Origin of the sequence: Mycobacterium sp. (assembly GCF_035499775.1) — a bacterium.
Taxonomy (GTDB): Bacteria; Actinomycetota; Actinomycetes; order Mycobacteriales; family Mycobacteriaceae; genus Mycobacterium.
The window spans coordinates 1-14,711 of record NZ_DATJYB010000494.1 but is presented as its reverse complement, the minus strand read 5'-3'; the positions used below and the strand labels follow the sequence as shown (position 1 = coordinate 14,711).

The window sequence follows — 14,711 nt, the reverse complement described above, 5'->3', positions numbered from 1 at the left end:
TTGCTGGCCGTCGAGGGGGCCGCGAGCGCGCGCAAATGTACTGAATCCGGCGAATCGTGTGCATTTGGGGACCCTCGCGGCGGAAGGTTAGGTGCCGGAACCGTTCCACAGCCCCGAGTCGCGGATCGCCTCCGCCAGCGGTTCCAGCACGGCCGGGTCGTGCGGCGGCGGCAGATACACGATGCCGAGGTCCAGGCCCTCGGCCGCCAGCGCGGCCCCGTCCTCGATGACTTTGTCGTAGTTCAGGTCCGGGTCCAGGCGAAGGTGAGCCGACATCGTGATCTCCTTCGGGTCGCGCCCGATGTCGGCGCAGCGCGCGGCCAGCACGTCGCGCTTCTGGACGAACTGCTCGGGGGTGCCGCCGGCGAAGTTCCAGTGCTGCGCATAGCGCGCGGTGAGCGGCAGCGTGCGCTTCTCGCCGCTGCCGCCGATGCAGATCGGCGGGTGCGGGCGCTGCAGGCCCTTCGGCTCATTGCGGGCGTCCTTGAGCTGGTAGAACTTCCCGTCGAAGTTGGTGGTCTCCTGGCTGAGCAGGCTGATCAGCACCTGGCAGGCCTCTTCGAACCGGTCGAATCGTTCCCTGATGCTGCCCAGCTCGATGCCGTAGGCGCCCGACTCCTCCTCGTTCCAGCCGGCGCCGATCCCGAGTTCGAGCCGGCCGTTGGAGAGGATGTCGAGCGCGGCGGCCATGTTGGCCAGCACCGCGGGGTGGCGGTAGTGGATTCCGGTGACCAGAGTGCCCAAGCGCAGCCGCTGGGTGGCCTGGGCCAGCGCGGTCAGCGTCGTCCAGCCTTCCAGGCAGGGGCCGGTGGAGTCGCTGAAGATCGGGTAGAAGTGGTCGAACGTCCAGCCGGATTCATACACGTCGATGTCGTCGGCGGCCTGCCAGACGGCCAGCATGTCGGTCCAGGTGGTGTTCTGCGGTGAGGTTTTGAACGCGAATCGCATAAATCCAACCGTAGTCCGGTAATTAGACTCGGTCAGACGATGACCCTCGGAGTCGATACCAAGATCACCCTGTTGGCGGCCGGCCTGATCTTTCTGCTGGCGCTCGCCCTCGGGGTGTGGAAGTACCGGCAGATCATGGTCGCCGACGATCACCGGGCGCATCCCTACGTCGACATCGCGCACCGCGCCGCGCTGCTCTATGCGTTCGCCACGCTGCTGATCGCGGTCTTCGTCGAGCTCAGTGCCTGGCGGGCGTGGGTGAACCTGACCGCGGCGATGAGCGCCGTGCTCTTCTTCGTCCTGGCCATCGGCACCTACATGCTGCACGGTGCGCGGCGCGACACCGAGAACCAGTTCGCCCACCCGGTACGCGGGACCAGGGTATTCATGGCTTTGCTCATCCTTGGCGAAATAGGTGGCTTCGCAGTGGTTTTCGCCGGATTCATCGTGAGGCAGTTCGTGTGGACCCGGTAACCGCGCTGCGGCAGATCGCCTATTACAAGGATCGCGACCGCCAGGATCCCCGACGCGTGATGGCGTACCGCAACGCCGCCGACATCATCGAGCGTCTTGAAGATGCCGCCCGAGAGCGGCATGGCCAGGCCAACAGCTGGCAGTCGATTCCGGGCATCGGGCCCAAGACCGCCAAGGTCATCGCGCAGGCCTGGGCCGGCCGTGAACCCGACCAGCTGGCTGAATTACGCTCTGCTGCTGGGGATCTCGGTGGGGGAGAGGTGCGGGCCGCGTTGCGTGGAGATCTGCACCTGCATTCGAACTGGTCGGACGGGTCAGCGCCGATCGAGGAGATGATGGCCACCGCTGCGGCATTGGGCCACGAGTACTGTGCGCTGACCGATCACTCGCCACGGCTGACGATCGCCAACGGGCTGTCGCCGGAGCGGTTGCGCAAGCAGCTGGACGTGATCGACGGGCTGCGCGACCAGTTCGCGCCGATGCGCATTCTCACCGGGATCGAGGTCGACATTCTCGACGACGGCAGCCTGGACCAGGAGCCCGAGCTACTGGACCGCCTCGACGTCGTGGTGGCCAGCGTGCACTCGAAGCTGTCGATGGATTCGGCCGCGATGACCCGGCGGATGATCCGTGCCGTCTGTAACGGCCACGCCGACGTGCTCGGCCATTGCACGGGCCGGCTGGTGGCCGGCAACCGCGGCATCCGGCCCGAGTCGAAGTTCGACGCCGAGAAGGTGTTCACCGCCTGCCGTGACCACGGCACCGCGGTAGAGATCAACTCCCGCCCCGAGCGCCGCGACCCGCCGACCCGGCTGCTGAACCTCGCCCGTGATATCGGCTGCGTGTTCAGCATTGACACCGACGCGCACGCACCCGGCCAGCTGGACTTCCTCGGCTACGGCGCTCAGCGGGCGCTGGACGCGGAGATTCCGGTCGAGCGGATCGTCAACACCTGGCCGGCCAAACGGCTGCTGCAGTGGACGGCCTCTTGACGGCAGTACCCGGCAACATGATCTAAACAGGTTGTGCTACAACGATTTCCGCTGGATTCGCTATCGGCGCCACCCAAGTCGAGACCTACCGATGCCGCGCGGCGTCTCGTAGGTCTGTCGTCTGTCAGGAGGCGAAACGCAATCACCGTTTGTTACAAAGGCGTATGCGGGTTCCTGATTTCGTCGCTGAGCTCCGCCGGCATATCGGGCATGCGCCGTTGTGGCTGCCCAGCGTGACGGCTGTGGTGATTCGGGGTCGCCAGGTACTTCTCGTCAAACGTTCCGACGACGGCGCTTGGACTCCGGTCACTGGCATTGTCGAACCTGGCGAGAACCCTGTGGACTGCGCTGTGCGAGCGGTGCGTGAGGAGACCGGCGTGCGGGCGACTGCTCGACGGTTGGCCTGGGTGCGCGTGACGCCCCCGATAGTTCATGCCAACGGCGATCACGCTCAATACCTCGACCACGTGTTCGAAATGAACTGGGCCGCCGGGGACACCCCAGTTCCCGCAGCCCACGAAAGTCTTTCCGCACGGTTTTTTGATCTCGACATGCTACCGGCTCTGTCCCGCTATGTGCGCGATAGCATCCGGATAACGGTTGACCTGGATGCTGCGGCTGCAACGGTTTTTGACAGCACCGACCACGCAGGAAGCTGAGACTTGCCGCTGCGATCGGGTCGACTGTCGAGCCACCCCGGGCTGCCGGTGTCATCGCCGGGTGCCGGCCCTGTTTTCGTCGTAGATCGGTCGGGTTCGACGGCAGTACCAGTTCTGCGGGATTGCGGGAACTTCAATCCGGTAGGTGCGGCATCTCGAAACCCGGATCGCGGCCGACGAGCACCGCGCGGGTAAGCGCGGATTTGCCGTAGCGACGGTGTATTTCATCGATGGCCGCGTCCACCGCAAGTGTTTCCCCAGTGAACGGCAGCATCAACTGCTGGGCGCCGGTGCGATCGATCCCGGACACCGCGAAGCCGACCAGCGTCAAGCCCTTTTCCGCGACCAACGGTGTGGCTGAGGCAACCAGTCGCCGCGCGGCGGCCAGGATCGGCTGCGTCGACGAGGTCGCCCACGGCATGGTGTGTGATCGCGTCGCCCGGCTGAAGTCGTCGAATCTCAGCCGCAACGTCACCGTTCGTCCGGTGCGACCCGCGGCGCGCATCCGGCCGGTGATTCGGTCGATCAGGTTGACCACCACCGCATCGATCTCGGCGGGCGACATGGTGTTGCCGGCCCGGCCGAGCGCTCGCTGGGCGCCCACCGAGCGGCGGCGGACGCCAGTGGTCACCCGGCGCCGGTCGATGTTGCGGGACAGCGCATACAGCTGCCGGCCCATCGCGCCACCCACCAGCGACGCCAGCGTCGACTCGGACAGTTCGGCGACCTCGGCGACGGTCCTGATGCCGTGTCCGTGCAGCTTCTCGGCGGTCACCGCGCCCACGCCCCACAACCGGCGCACCGGCAGCGGGTGCAAGAAGGCCAGCTCGCCATCCGGCGGAACCAGCAGCAGCCCGTCGGGCTTGGCCTCCTGGCTGGCGACTTTGGCAAGGAACTTCGTCCGAGCAACGCCCACGGTGATGGGCAGGCCGACCTGGTCGCGCACGTCGGCGCGCAGCCGGGCCGCGATCTGGACCGGCGTTCCCGAGACCCGGCGCAGCCCGCCGACGTCCAGGAACGCCTCGTCGACCGACAACGGTTCCACCATCGGTGTGGTGTTGCGGAACACCTCGAAGACGTCGTCGCTGGCCTGCGAGTAGGCGCTCATGCGTGGGTGCACCACCACGGCGTCCGGGCACAGCCGTCGTGCCTGCCGCCCGCCCATCGCGGTACGCACGCCGTAGGCCTTGGCCTCATAGCTGGCCGCCAGCACCACCCCGCCACCGACGATCACCGGACGACCACGCAAGGTCGGGTCGTCGCGCTGTTCGACGGACGCGTAGAACGAATCCAGGTCCGCGTGCAGGATGGACGCTTCACACCGCACGAACATATGTTCGCATGGGCGGGTGACAGCCGGCGCGCGACGCAGGGTGACTTAGGGCGTGACGCCCTCACCGTAGATGCTGCTGACCCAGATGTGGGTGAGAGTGTCGACCACGCGTTCCTGGTCGATCCCCGGTGTCTCGCCGGCCAGCGCGGCCATCATCGTCCGCTCGTTCATCTGGTTCAGCGAGGTTGACAGGTCTGCGGCCGGAATGGTCTCCGGTGCGGCTCCGCGCGCCCGTTCCGCCTCGATCATGGCCGCCGTCTGGTCACTCCACTTCTGCATGAACCCTGCCCAGATGGCCCGCACCTCCGCACTGGTAGCCAGCGCCTCCCGGGCGGCGCGGCTCAGCGCAGGGTGCGAAGCGAATGCCGTGAAAAACGCGTTGATGCCGTGGCGCCATCCCCGCAGCGGGTCCGCGGGTAGTCGCTGAATCGCGTCGGCGATCTCGGCGTCGGCACTCGCGATCACCGGCTCGATCAGCGACAGCAGCACCGCTTCCTTGGACTTGAAATAGAAGTAAAACGTCGGGCGCGAAAGGCCGGCGCCTTTGGCCAGGTCGTCGACCGAGATATCGGCGAAGGACCGCTCATTCAGCAGGCGCTCGGCGGTCGCCAGGATTGCCTGCTCGCGATCGTCACCGGAGGGGCGCGTAGCGCGGCGGCCGCGACGAGCGCGCGTCTGTCCGGTGGTGGTCACGCCAGGTTACTTTACACAATGTTGAGAAACTCAACACCCTGTTGACTACATCGACACAGCGTTGATAGCGTGGCGCCATGACTGAGCACCTCGACGTTGTCATCGTGGGCGCCGGCATCTCGGGGGTAAGCGCGGCCTGGCATCTGCAGGATCGCTGCCCGACGAAGAGCTACGCCATCCTGGAAAAACGGGAAGCCATGGGGGGCACCTGGGATCTGTTCCGCTACCCCGGCATCCGCTCCGACTCCGACATGTACACGCTGGGCTTCCGCTTCCGCCCGTGGACCGAGCGCCAGGCCATCGCCGACGGCGGGCCGATCCTCGACTACGTCAAGAGCACGGCTGCCATGTACGGCATCGACCAGCACATCCGGCTCAACCAGAAGGTCGTCAGCGCGGACTGGTCCAGCGCGGAGGATCGCTGGACCCTGCGTATCCAGAGCAATGGCACCACGAGCACGCTGTCCTGCTCGTTCCTGTTTCTGTGCAGCGGCTACTACAACTACGAGCAGGGCTATGCGCCGGAGTTCGCCGGTGCCGAGGATTTCACCGGCCCGATCGTCCATCCGCAGCTGTGGCCGGAAGACCTCGACTACGCCGACAAGAACGTCGTCGTGATCGGCAGCGGCGCCACCGCCGTCACTCTCGTTCCGGCGCTGGCGAATTCGGGCGCCAAGCGCGTCACCATGCTGCAACGCTCACCGACATACATTGTGTCGCAGCCGGAAAAGGACGGCATCGCCGAAAAGCTGAACCGTTATCTGCCGGAGAACGCGGCCTACACCGCGATTCGGTGGAAGAACGTGGTGCGCCAGGCGGCGCTGTACGGCTTCTGCCGCAAGTGGCCGCAGAAGATGCGAAACGTCTTGATGGGCTACGCGCAGCGCCAGCTCCCCGAGGGCTACGACGTGGAAAAGCACTTCGGTCCGCACTACAACCCGTGGGACCAGCGGCTGTGCCTGGTACCCAACGGCGACCTGTTCCGCGCCATCCGGCACGACAAGGCCGACGTGGTCACCGACACCATCGATCGATTCACCCCCACCGGTATCCGGCTCAACTCGGGCCGCGAACTTCCCGCCGACATCATCATCACCGCAACGGGATTGAACCTGCAGCTGTTCGGTGGGGCGACGGTCACCGTCGACGGACGATCGGTGGACCTCACCAAGTCGATGGCCTACAAGGGCATGATGCTCTCCGGCCTGCCCAACATGGCTTACACGGTTGGCTACACCAACGCGTCCTGGACGCTGAAGGCCGACCTGGTCTCGGAGTACGTCTGCCGTGTGCTGAACTACATGGACGCCAACGCATTTGACACCGTGGAGGTGGAGCACCCGGGTTCGTCCGTCGAGGAGCGGCCGTTCATGGAGTTCACCCCCGGCTATGTGCTGCGCGCACTGGACGAGCTGCCCAAGCAGGGTTCGCGCACCCCGTGGCGACTGAACCAGAACTATCTGCTCGACATCCTGCTGATCCGGCGCGGCAAGATCGCCGGCGAGGGACTGCGGTTCGCCAAGAAGAAGCAGGCCTCTGTAGCTGCCTAAACCTAAAGGCCGTCTGCGGCGACGACGACAATGCCGTCGTCGTCGCTGTGGGCGACGTCGCCGGGTACGAACGTCACTGAGCCCAAAGTGATTTCGACGTCGCGCTCGCCCGCGCCGGTCTTAGTGCTCTTGCGGGGATTGGTGCCCAGCGCCTTGATGCCGATGTCGATGCCGCGCAGCGTCGCCGCGTCACGCACCGCGCCGTGCACGACCAGGCCGGCCCAGCCGTTGGACCGGGCCAATTCGGCGATGACGTCGCCGACCAGCGCGGTGTGCAGCGAGCCGGCTCCGTCGATGACCAGCACCCCGCCGGAACCCGGCTGCGAGAGCACCGATTTCAGCAACGCGTTGTCCTGGAAACACCGCACGGTAGTTATCCGGCCGGCGAATTGCGTGCGGCCGCCGAACTGGCGGAACTGGACGTCACAGCTGCGCACGTCGGGCCCGATGTCGTCGACGAGGTCGGCAGTGGGCCGAAAGGACACGGTCACCTGGTTAGCGACGGCGCAACTGGCGGATCAGCAGGATGGCCAACAGGCTCAATGCCAGCGCTACCGCCAGCGGCAGCGGTGAGCTGCTCGGCGGCGCCACCGCGGGCTCGCTGCTTACCGGGTTATTGGCGTCTTCCACAGTTGACTTCGCTTGCGCCGCAGCATCTTTGGCGGCAGCCGCGAGGTCACCGTTGGTTTCGACGCGCTGCTGCAGTCCGAGTGGCTGCTCGGCGGGTTTTGGTGGCGCCGGTGCCGGGCTTTGAGCTTTGGCGGGCGCCTTCTTGGCCGGCGCCTTCTTGGCCGGCGCTTTCTTAGCCGGAGCCTTTTTGGCAGGTGCCTTCTTGGCGGGCGGGTTTGCGGCTTTCTTCGCAGCCTTGGCGGGGGGTTTCTTGGCCGGCGGCGTCGATTTGCCGTCGGGTCCGCTGTCGGGTTGATCCTGCGGGTCTGCCATGCGGCCGCTCCTTTACAGCTTTCTCACGTCTTCTGGGTTACGTACCGGTTCTGTCGGGTCCCATCATGCCAGGACGCGTTCAGCTGCCGCGCTGACCAGGGCCGGTCACGGCTTGCGACGCACCGCCCACCACGCGGCCGCGCCGACGATCGCCACGGTGATCAGTACAAACGGCCAGATCGGAGCTTGGTCGCCGCTGTCGCCGGTATCGCTCGGCGCGGCCGCCGGTCCGGGCGTGCCGGTCCCGGGCACGGTCAGACGGAATGCCCATGAACCGGACACCGGGTGGCCGTCCGCGGAGGTGACCCGGTAGTACACCGTGTAGCTGCCGACCGGCCCGAGCGGTCGCATGCTGACGCTCACGACGGCGCCCTGCACGGTCGGCTCGCCGGTCGACCACAGGTGGGCATCCGGGCCGACGACCGTCATGGCCGCGAAATTGGTCTGCAGTCGCTCGTTGAAGGTCGCGCTCACCCGGTCCGGGCCTCCGGAAAGCACGGCGCCGTCCGCCGGCTCGGCGGACACGCGCGCAGCGTGCGCGGACGCGACTTGTGCGGTCAGGACCGCAGCCAGCGTCAGGGCGGCCAGCAGCAGGCCCACCTTCGCGATCGTGACGAGGCGTTTCATGCCCGCCTGCGGATCAACACGAGGCAGATGCCGAGCGCGGCTACCGCCAAAGCCGCGCCACCCAGCAGCCGGGCGGCATTGTCGGGCGGAGTTTTTGCCGCGGCGGACGTCGGGTGGTGGTGGTCGGCCGGTCCCGCGATCAGACTCAGCATGGGTGCCGGATACTCCGGCTCAGCACCACCGGGCAGCGGCTGCTGGTCCCACTTCACCACCGACCCGTCGGCGTAGGTCTGGGTGGCGGGAAAGCTGACGGTCTCGGTATCGGGCAGCTGCATCGATATCCGGAACAACCCGAACTGATCTGCTCCGATGCCGCCGTTGGGCACTGCCGTCCAGGTCACCGACCGGACGCCGCCGGACGCCGCGTCGCGGTCGAGCTTGGCCGACCATCCGGCCATGGATTCGGTGCGCACCGATGTGACGTTGGGCAGGCTGACGCTGAGCGCGTTGGTGGCGGCACCGCTGTTGGACTCGTTGGGCACCTGGAAGGTGACGATCGCCATGCCGCCTCGCACGCTGTTATCGCTGCTGGCGTGGACGTGTGCCCAGGCTGACGGGATACCTGCGGTCGCGCCGAGACACAGCACGACCAGGGCGCCCAGGGTGATCAGGACGCGCGGAATCCACCTGTGCGCAAGGGGCATGTCAGCTCAGTCCGAGCCGGGCCATCAGGTCAGCCTCGATACCGTCGAGTTGCGACGAGATCGCCGTGTGCGCCGCGCGGCGCCGCGCTGCCGGCATGTGCTCGGCGGCGGTGACAGCCGCCGACAGATCGGTCAGCCGTTCGGTGACGGCACCCGCGAACTGCTTGGTCTCGGCGTCCTTGGGTTTCTTCTCCTGGACCGTCTGCAGGGACTGCTCCGACCCGGCGATCCGGGCCGACAGCCGCGCTCCGTGTCCGGAGAACTGGCCGATCTGAGCCAACGGAATCCCGAGCTGGTCGGCGCGGCGCTGGTCGATCAGCCCCCGGGCCGCCATGGCCCCCCGATAGATCAGGGGCGTCAGGATCGGGGCGAGCAGTCGAGATACCGTCAGCATCCGGCGGATCCGGGTCGGTGACAGCAACTTGCCCTCGCGTGCGGCCTTGAGCTGGGCCTCGGCGACTTTGAGCGCTGCCTTGTCGCTGTCCTGCTGGGCTTTGATCTGGGCCTTGAGGGCTTTGTCGCCGGCCCGTCGAGCGCCCTTGATGCGACGTCTCTCGTTCTTGGCGCCAAGCTTGGCCTCGAGCTTGGCACGGGCCTTGATCGCGCGGGCTTCGGCGCGACGCGTCGCGCGGCTCTTTCGCTTGCGGAACAGGCCCATGCCCGGACGCCTCCCGGTATGTCGTGGACTAACGCGGTGCGGGTGCGCGATCGCTCAGCCAACACTAAACGGAGCGGGCTGCGGGCGGCCCGTCAGGTCAGGGGTGGACCGGGCGGGCGGCGAGCGGACTCAAAACCTGGAGCCGGCGGGCTCAGACTTCCAGGTGCTCCGCACGGCGCAGCTCGTCGACGCGCTCCACCAGGTCATCCTGGGACTTGGGGGACAACCCGTAGCTCTTCAACGCGATGCGACGGACGCCGTCATCGCGCATCGTGGTCAGCCACGACAATTCCGAGTCGAGCTTTTCGTAGTACTCGTCGTCGGTGAAGTAGGTCGACTTGATGCGGAAGAAGTTCGCGAGGGCGGCCATCGTCGCCGTCGACGGGTTGGTGCGATTGCCGGAGCGTAGCTGCGAAAGGTACGGAGCCGACATCGTGACACCCTCAGCCTTGAGTGCCGCGATCACCTCTGCAGAGGTGTGCGGCCCGCGTCCGGGCGGATAGACGGTGTCGAACAGGCGGTTCAGACGGGAAGCGAATGTCGTGCTCATCGATATGACCTCCACCGGGGCTGAAGAGGGAACGGATAATCCATATGTATTTGCTGACCATCGTAGCGACAGTTGTGTCGACAACCAAGTGCAAACCTGACCAGTTTTGGTACAGGTGTGCCGAGCGGCAAGCAACACCGCCCCTGCAGAGCATGCAACCGACGCGGGCCGCTGTCCATAACGTCAACAGAATTCACAGGTTATCCGCAGAAATCTCGCTGCGAACTCACTCGGCGGGCCGTCCTGCGCCTTGTCGTAGGAGGGCGCGCGGAGGATGCTGCAGCGGGATACGGGTCACGCCCGGCAACCAGCGGACTGCAAAGATGCATTCAGAGTGTCCTTTGCTGCCTGGTTCCGCGCAGACGGCGCCAAACGGCCAGCTAGCGCGTGACCGCCCGCCGTCATCTTTGAGTTACATCTGAGAAACATTTGGGCGCGGTTGGGCGAGCCGGCCAAGGCTCAGGAAGCTGGGGTGATCCGCACCTCAGAGCACCGGTGGTGACGTTTCGACCGTCGCAGCCTCCTCCCGGCGCCGCCGAAAAGTTTGCGCCGTCCGCGCAGTCACGCCCGCGGTCAGCGCGGCCAGCGCCAATCCCGCGGTCACGCCGATGGCCACCGGCCGCCACCCCAGCGCGTTGTCGAACAACATCCAGAGCCCGAACAGGAGGAACAGCAGGCTGGCCGCGACGTGCAGCAGTCGCGCCGGAAGCCGCTGATGCAGGAGTCTGCCCGCCGCGATCGCCAGGCCGTCGGCCAAGACCATGCCAATGGTGGTGCCGATCCACACACCGACCCAGTCGTGGTCGCTGGCCAGCGTCACGGTCGCCAGCGTCGTCTTGTCGCTCATCTCGGCCAGCACAAACGACGACACCACCGTGAGGAACGCGAATCGGGGCTCGCGAGTGGCTGAGACGTCTTCGTCGCCCTCGTCGCTTTCGCGGCCTTCGCGCCAGGCCCACACCGCGAACGCCAGGAAAGCGATCGCAGATGCAAAGGCCATCGGCCGCACGGGCAGCGTGGTGCCCAGAAAGTGGCCGATCGTCACCGAGACCCCGTGCACCAGGAATGCCGCCAGCGCCACCCCGGCCAGCACCACCCACCATCGGTAGCGCAGTGCATACGTCAAGGTGATGAGCTGGGATCTGTCGCCGAGCTCGGCGAGGAAGACCACTCCGAGGCTCAGCATCGTGGCGGTGAGCATGGACTGCGACCTTTCGACACGTCGCCGGTGACTATGCGGTCACCGGACATCGGTCGAAGGTCTCGCCCACCGTCATGAGCAACGGTCCGCCGGCCGGGCTGTGCGCCAGTATGTCGACTCGACGATTCGGGGCTACTCCCCTTCGCTAACGTTCCAAGGCTAGCGGGCGTATAGGGCACCCGCCAGGCAACCGATGAAGTTCGGGGAGCCGTAAATTTGGATTCGAGTCCCGAATCAATTCGCCTGAATTGGCTTATGCCGCAAGCAGCATGGCCAGGATCGCGGTGTCGGGGTGGCTGATCGGGTCGACGCCGACGCGGCTCACCATCGAGGTGATGGTGCCGTCGGCTTCGGCTTCCACCCAAGCCGCCCGGTGCTCCAATCCCAGGTACGGCAATCCCGGCAGCAGTACGCATCCCGACGCCGCGCCGGTGCACTCCGGCAGCGACGGCGTGGTTTCCGACGGCGGATGCAGCATCAGCAGTGCGGGCGGCTGATGATCAGCGAAATACCCTGGCTGGATGGCTGATTCACCGAAAACCGTACCCTCGGCGAGCACCAGGCCGACGGTGTCCGGCTGGGGTTCGTCGGGCAACTCTTCGCGGGCACCGAACACCGTTGTGGTGGAGAGCAATCCGGGCAACGACGCGACCCGAACCGCGACCATGAGCAGCTGGGCCCATTCCTTTGTCGAATCCGGCCAACGCCCGGAAATGACAAAGCCTTTCAGGGCACCACGAGAATGGAACGGAGCGACCCCTATTGGCCGGTTTGACCCACTATCCATCTCGACCCTCCGCAAAGCCTCCAACCGAAATGGCCACAACTGGTAACGCGAATGATTAAGCATGCGCGCGGTTTCCGTGCCTGGCAACTCGACACGGCTACTAGTGTTGGCTTTCACAAAATGCCCGCGTAACGAGCCGGTTAAACGCAAGGGCGCCGCGCAAGCTGCGCGACGCCCAAGCGTTGAGCTAACTGAACTCAGGGGAATATCAGGCCCGAGGTTTTCGAGGTGGCGGCCGCGTATCGCGCCTGCACGTCCGCCCAGTTGACGACATTCCAGAACGCCTTGACGTAGTCGGCCTTGACGTTCTTGTACTGCAAGTAGAAGGCGTGCTCCCACATGTCGACTTGCAGCAGCGGAATGATGCCCAGCGGGACGTTGGCCTGCTGGTCGTAGAGCTGGAATGTGAGCAGCTTGTCGCCGAGAGTGTCATAGCCGAGCACCGCCCAACCCGACCCCTGCAAGCCGTTGGCGGCCGCGCTGAATTGGGCGCGGAATTTGTCGAACGACCCGAACTGGTCGTCAATGGCCGCGGCGAGATCGCCGGTCGGCTTGTCGCCGCCGCTCGGAGAGAGGTTCTTCCACCAGATGGAGTGATTGACGTGGCCGCCGAGATGGAAAGCCAGGTTCTTCTCGTTCAGGAAGATCGCGGCGTGGTCGTCCTTGGCACGTGCCTCTTCGAGCTTGGCGACCGCGTCATTGACGCCCTTGACGTAGGCGGCGTGGTGCTTCGTGTGGTGGATTTCGTTGATCTGACCAGAGATGTGCGGTTCCAGCGCTGCGTAGTCCCAGTCCAAATCGGGCAGGGTGTATTCAGCCACGGCATTCCTTCCTTCGATGATCGTTTGGTGATCGCCTGACGCGTCATTCGCACGGATTCCGCCACGCGGCGGTCTAACGTCATCAACCCTGCTCCATGACCGCGTGCGCCGCAAGGACGGCCCGGCCGGCAGGACCTCAATACAGAATGATGAGGGCGAGAATGGCCAGCAATGCCAGGGCGATCAGGCCGGCGCGCAACGCCGCTACACCGTAGCCGTGATTCCAGGCGGGGGAGCCCGAATACGAATTCGACGAAGCCGTCGAGCCCGGACCGAACGGATGCGTGGCCATCAAACGCCCCTCACCTGCACGTTCACTTCGCTCCGCAACATAGGGAGTGAGGTGAGTCACAATCGACTTTTGTGACCGCGATCATAACTCGTTGTAATGGGGTTGCGAAATATTTCCGGGAACGCGGGGATCGTGAGGCACACCGAGTCGTGGCGTAAGCGGGTTACGACACCCCTCACGGTGGGTGTCCATTGGCTGTCCTTGACATCCGTTAGCGTGACGATCCATTTCGCTCGAGTACCTGTTTGGGTTGTCGATGGGCAGGCATCAACCACACCGGGTTATCCACAGTCGCGGGCTCGGCTACCCGGTAGAGGCTGTGCCGATGGGCCTGAGTACCCGACTGCCCGCTGTGCATAAACCTGTGGAAACTGTGGATACCCACAAGTAGCTGTGCCGCACTGCGGCTGGGTACAGACGCACGGCGCTAGGCTGGTCCGGTGATCCAGGTGTGCTCCCAGTGCGGCACTCGATGGAACGTCCGGGAACGGCGCCGCGAGTGGTGTCCCCGCTGCCGGGGCGCCCTGATGGCGCCCCTGGCGGACGTACCGTCGGCCGACCCACGGTGGAGCACCCATCCCGGCCCGCCCACGGTCGCGACTCCGGTGGCTCGCAGGCCCGCCGGTTGGCAGCAGCGCACCCCGCCGCGACTGCAACCGGGATTCCGGTGGATAGCGGTGCGCCCCGGCGCGGCGCCCCCGGTGCGGCGCGGCCGGCGGCCCCTCGGGCCGACACCGCGGTACGCGGTCATACCGCGATGGGGGCTCGCGGACCGTGTCGAACAGGCACCCTTACCGGCGGAAGCCCCCGCCGCCGCCAGGGGCCCGTCGGCAGCGGCGGTGCGCACCACGCTGTTCGTCGGCGTGCTGACGCTGTGCACTGCCGCGCTGGTGTACGTGGTGCGGTATGTGCTGTTGATCATCAACCGGACCATCCTGCTGAATTCGCTGGTGGCCATCGCCGCGAACTGGATCGGCATCCTGGCCAGCGTGGCCGCGATCCTGGTGGTGATCCTGTGTGCCGTGGTGCTGACCCGATGGCTGATCGCGCGCCGGTCGGCAGCATTCATGCATCACGGGATGCCGGATCAGCGGTCTACCCGCGCGCTGTGGGCCGGCTGCCTGACACCACTGGTCAACCTGTTCTGGGCGCCGGTGTTCGTCATCGAGCTGGCAACTGTCGAAGACCACTACGACCGCCTGCAGAGACCGATCGTCCGATGGTGGGTCGTCTGGGTTTTCAGCACCGTGGTCTCGGTCTTCGCCGTCCTCACCAGGTTTGCCAAGGATGCCCAGGGCATCGCCAACAACACGGCCTTGATGGTGTTTGCCTATCTGTTCGCGGCCGCCGCGGTGGCCGCCCTCGCCAGGGTCTTCGAAGGGTTCGAGCGGAAGCCGATCCAACGACCGTCGCACCGCTGGGTCGTGGTGGGTTCGGATGGCGCCGTCCGACACAGTAAGCGCGGATCGACTGGCGCGGTTGAGTTGGACGGGCAGGAACCGGCAGCATAGGCATATGACGTGGGCCGGCGAAGTGCTCA

Annotated in this window: 18 protein-coding genes; 5 read left to right on the top strand and 13 right to left on the bottom strand. The window is 65.9% G+C overall.

From position 1 onward, the window contains the following. Positions 1 to 87 precede the first annotated feature (87 nt). Positions 88 to 948 (bottom strand): LLM class F420-dependent oxidoreductase, encoded by an 861-nt coding sequence (locus VML93_RS30375; RefSeq protein WP_325616253.1) that lies wholly within the window; start codon positions 946 to 948, stop codon positions 88 to 90. A gap of 39 nt (positions 949 to 987) precedes the next feature. Here VML93_RS30375 and VML93_RS30370 point away from each other — a divergent pair, with 39 nt between their 5' ends. From VML93_RS30370 to VML93_RS30360, 3 genes are all read left to right on the top strand, one after another. Beyond that, complete coding sequence (locus tag VML93_RS30370; protein WP_325616251.1) at positions 988 to 1,422, top strand: hypothetical protein; 435 nt, start codon at positions 988 to 990, stop codon at positions 1,420 to 1,422. Continuing rightward, positions 1,410 to 2,414: a PHP domain-containing protein gene (locus VML93_RS30365; protein ID WP_325616249.1), complete on the top strand. Its 1,005-nt coding sequence runs from the start codon at positions 1,410 to 1,412 to the stop codon at positions 2,412 to 2,414. Before VML93_RS30370 ends, VML93_RS30365 begins: the two co-directional genes overlap by 13 nt. A gap of 164 nt (positions 2,415 to 2,578) precedes the next feature. Next, the gene (locus VML93_RS30360; protein ID WP_325616247.1) at positions 2,579 to 3,073 is read left to right on the top strand and encodes an NUDIX domain-containing protein; all 495 of its coding nucleotides are present in this window, start codon (positions 2,579 to 2,581) and stop codon (positions 3,071 to 3,073) included. A gap of 133 nt (positions 3,074 to 3,206) precedes the next feature. Here the strand turns inward: VML93_RS30360 and dinB are convergent, their stop codons facing one another. Both dinB and VML93_RS30350 read right to left on the bottom strand, forming a co-directional pair. Continuing rightward, entirely contained in the window at positions 3,207 to 4,406 is a 1,200-nt protein-coding gene (gene dinB, locus VML93_RS30355) for a DNA polymerase IV (RefSeq protein ID WP_325616245.1), read from the bottom strand. 45 nt (positions 4,407 to 4,451) lie between these two features. Continuing rightward, a complete protein-coding gene (locus VML93_RS30350; RefSeq protein WP_325616243.1) occupies positions 4,452 to 5,099 on the bottom strand; it encodes a TetR/AcrR family transcriptional regulator in 648 nt (215 codons plus the stop codon). Positions 5,100 to 5,176: 77 nt separating this feature from the next. On the opposite strand from VML93_RS30350, the gene VML93_RS30345 reads away from it, so the two are divergent. After that, positions 5,177 to 6,649, top strand: a complete 1,473-nt coding sequence (locus tag VML93_RS30345; protein WP_325616241.1) for an NAD(P)/FAD-dependent oxidoreductase — start codon at positions 5,177 to 5,179, stop codon at positions 6,647 to 6,649. A 2-nt stretch (positions 6,650 to 6,651) separates the two neighbouring features. On the opposite strand, the gene rraA is transcribed toward VML93_RS30345, so the two are convergent. The 10 genes from rraA to VML93_RS30295 all read right to left on the bottom strand — a co-directional run bounded on the left by rraA (position 6,652) and on the right by VML93_RS30295 (position 13,171). Then, entirely contained in the window at positions 6,652 to 7,140 is a 489-nt protein-coding gene (gene rraA, locus VML93_RS30340) for a ribonuclease E activity regulator RraA (RefSeq protein WP_325616240.1), read from the bottom strand. A gap of 4 nt (positions 7,141 to 7,144) precedes the next feature. Next, positions 7,145 to 7,591: a nucleoid-structuring protein H-NS gene (locus VML93_RS30335; RefSeq protein WP_325616238.1), complete on the bottom strand. Its 447-nt coding sequence runs from the start codon at positions 7,589 to 7,591 to the stop codon at positions 7,145 to 7,147. A gap of 105 nt (positions 7,592 to 7,696) precedes the next feature. After that, the gene (locus tag VML93_RS30330; RefSeq protein ID WP_325616236.1) at positions 7,697 to 8,218 is read right to left on the bottom strand and encodes a copper resistance CopC family protein; all 522 of its coding nucleotides are present in this window, start codon (positions 8,216 to 8,218) and stop codon (positions 7,697 to 7,699) included. Beyond that, positions 8,215 to 8,862, bottom strand: a complete 648-nt coding sequence (locus VML93_RS30325; RefSeq protein WP_325616235.1) for a YcnI family protein — start codon at positions 8,860 to 8,862, stop codon at positions 8,215 to 8,217. The genes VML93_RS30330 and VML93_RS30325 overlap by 4 nt, the downstream gene beginning before the upstream one ends. A 1-nt stretch (position 8,863) precedes the next feature. Further along, the gene (locus VML93_RS30320) at positions 8,864 to 9,520 is read right to left on the bottom strand and encodes a DUF6474 family protein (protein WP_325616233.1); all 657 of its coding nucleotides are present in this window, start codon (positions 9,518 to 9,520) and stop codon (positions 8,864 to 8,866) included. Positions 9,521 to 9,671: 151 nt separating this feature from the next. Continuing rightward, a complete protein-coding gene (locus VML93_RS30315) occupies positions 9,672 to 10,070 on the bottom strand; it encodes a transcriptional regulator (RefSeq protein ID WP_325616232.1) in 399 nt (132 codons plus the stop codon). Positions 10,071 to 10,554: 484 nt separating this feature from the next. Continuing rightward, positions 10,555 to 11,271: a TMEM165/GDT1 family protein gene (locus VML93_RS30310; RefSeq protein ID WP_325616230.1), complete on the bottom strand. Its 717-nt coding sequence runs from the start codon at positions 11,269 to 11,271 to the stop codon at positions 10,555 to 10,557. Between the two features lie 253 nt (positions 11,272 to 11,524). After that, the gene (locus VML93_RS30305) at positions 11,525 to 12,058 is read right to left on the bottom strand and encodes a peptidase (RefSeq protein WP_325616229.1); all 534 of its coding nucleotides are present in this window, start codon (positions 12,056 to 12,058) and stop codon (positions 11,525 to 11,527) included. Between the two features lie 197 nt (positions 12,059 to 12,255). Next, positions 12,256 to 12,879 carry a superoxide dismutase gene (locus VML93_RS30300; protein ID WP_325616227.1) on the bottom strand — a complete coding sequence of 208 codons (624 nt, stop codon included), beginning with the start codon at positions 12,877 to 12,879 and terminating at the stop codon, positions 12,256 to 12,258. A gap of 136 nt (positions 12,880 to 13,015) precedes the next feature. After that, positions 13,016 to 13,171 carry a hypothetical protein gene (locus VML93_RS30295; RefSeq protein WP_325616226.1) on the bottom strand — a complete coding sequence of 52 codons (156 nt, stop codon included), beginning with the start codon at positions 13,169 to 13,171 and terminating at the stop codon, positions 13,016 to 13,018. Between the two features lie 440 nt (positions 13,172 to 13,611). Here VML93_RS30295 and VML93_RS30290 point away from each other — a divergent pair, with 440 nt between their 5' ends. Then, positions 13,612 to 14,682 (top strand): DUF4328 domain-containing protein, encoded by a 1,071-nt coding sequence (locus tag VML93_RS30290; RefSeq protein ID WP_325616224.1) that lies wholly within the window; start codon positions 13,612 to 13,614, stop codon positions 14,680 to 14,682. The last annotated feature ends 29 nt before the right edge of the window (positions 14,683 to 14,711 follow it).

What these genes read in the sequence shown, in the direction of transcription:
- VML93_RS30295 (WP_325616226.1), bottom strand. Translation starts at nt 13,171, where the DNA reads ATGGCCACGCATCCGTTCGGTCCGGGCTCGACGGCTTCGTCGAATTCG.
- VML93_RS30330 (WP_325616236.1), bottom strand. Translation starts at nt 8,218, where the DNA reads ATGAAACGCCTCGTCACGATCGCGAAGGTGGGCCTGCTGCTGGCCGCC.
- dinB (WP_325616245.1), bottom strand. Translation starts at nt 4,406, where the DNA reads ATGTTCGTGCGGTGTGAAGCGTCCATCCTGCACGCGGACCTGGATTCG.
- VML93_RS30310 (WP_325616230.1), bottom strand. Translation starts at nt 11,271, where the DNA reads ATGCTCACCGCCACGATGCTGAGCCTCGGAGTGGTCTTCCTCGCCGAG.
- VML93_RS30345 (WP_325616241.1), top strand. Translation starts at nt 5,177, where the DNA reads ATGACTGAGCACCTCGACGTTGTCATCGTGGGCGCCGGCATCTCGGGG.
- VML93_RS30315 (WP_325616232.1), bottom strand. Translation starts at nt 10,070, where the DNA reads ATGAGCACGACATTCGCTTCCCGTCTGAACCGCCTGTTCGACACCGTC.
- VML93_RS30325 (WP_325616235.1), bottom strand. Translation starts at nt 8,862, where the DNA reads ATGCCCCTTGCGCACAGGTGGATTCCGCGCGTCCTGATCACCCTGGGC.
- VML93_RS30320 (WP_325616233.1), bottom strand. Translation starts at nt 9,520, where the DNA reads ATGGGCCTGTTCCGCAAGCGAAAGAGCCGCGCGACGCGTCGCGCCGAA.
- VML93_RS30335 (WP_325616238.1), bottom strand. Translation starts at nt 7,591, where the DNA reads ATGGCAGACCCGCAGGATCAACCCGACAGCGGACCCGACGGCAAATCG.
- VML93_RS30375 (WP_325616253.1), bottom strand. Translation starts at nt 948, where the DNA reads ATGCGATTCGCGTTCAAAACCTCACCGCAGAACACCACCTGGACCGAC.
- VML93_RS30360 (WP_325616247.1), top strand. Translation starts at nt 2,579, where the DNA reads ATGCGGGTTCCTGATTTCGTCGCTGAGCTCCGCCGGCATATCGGGCAT.
- VML93_RS30305 (WP_325616229.1), bottom strand. Translation starts at nt 12,058, where the DNA reads ATGGATAGTGGGTCAAACCGGCCAATAGGGGTCGCTCCGTTCCATTCT.
- VML93_RS30370 (WP_325616251.1), top strand. Translation starts at nt 988, where the DNA reads ATGACCCTCGGAGTCGATACCAAGATCACCCTGTTGGCGGCCGGCCTG.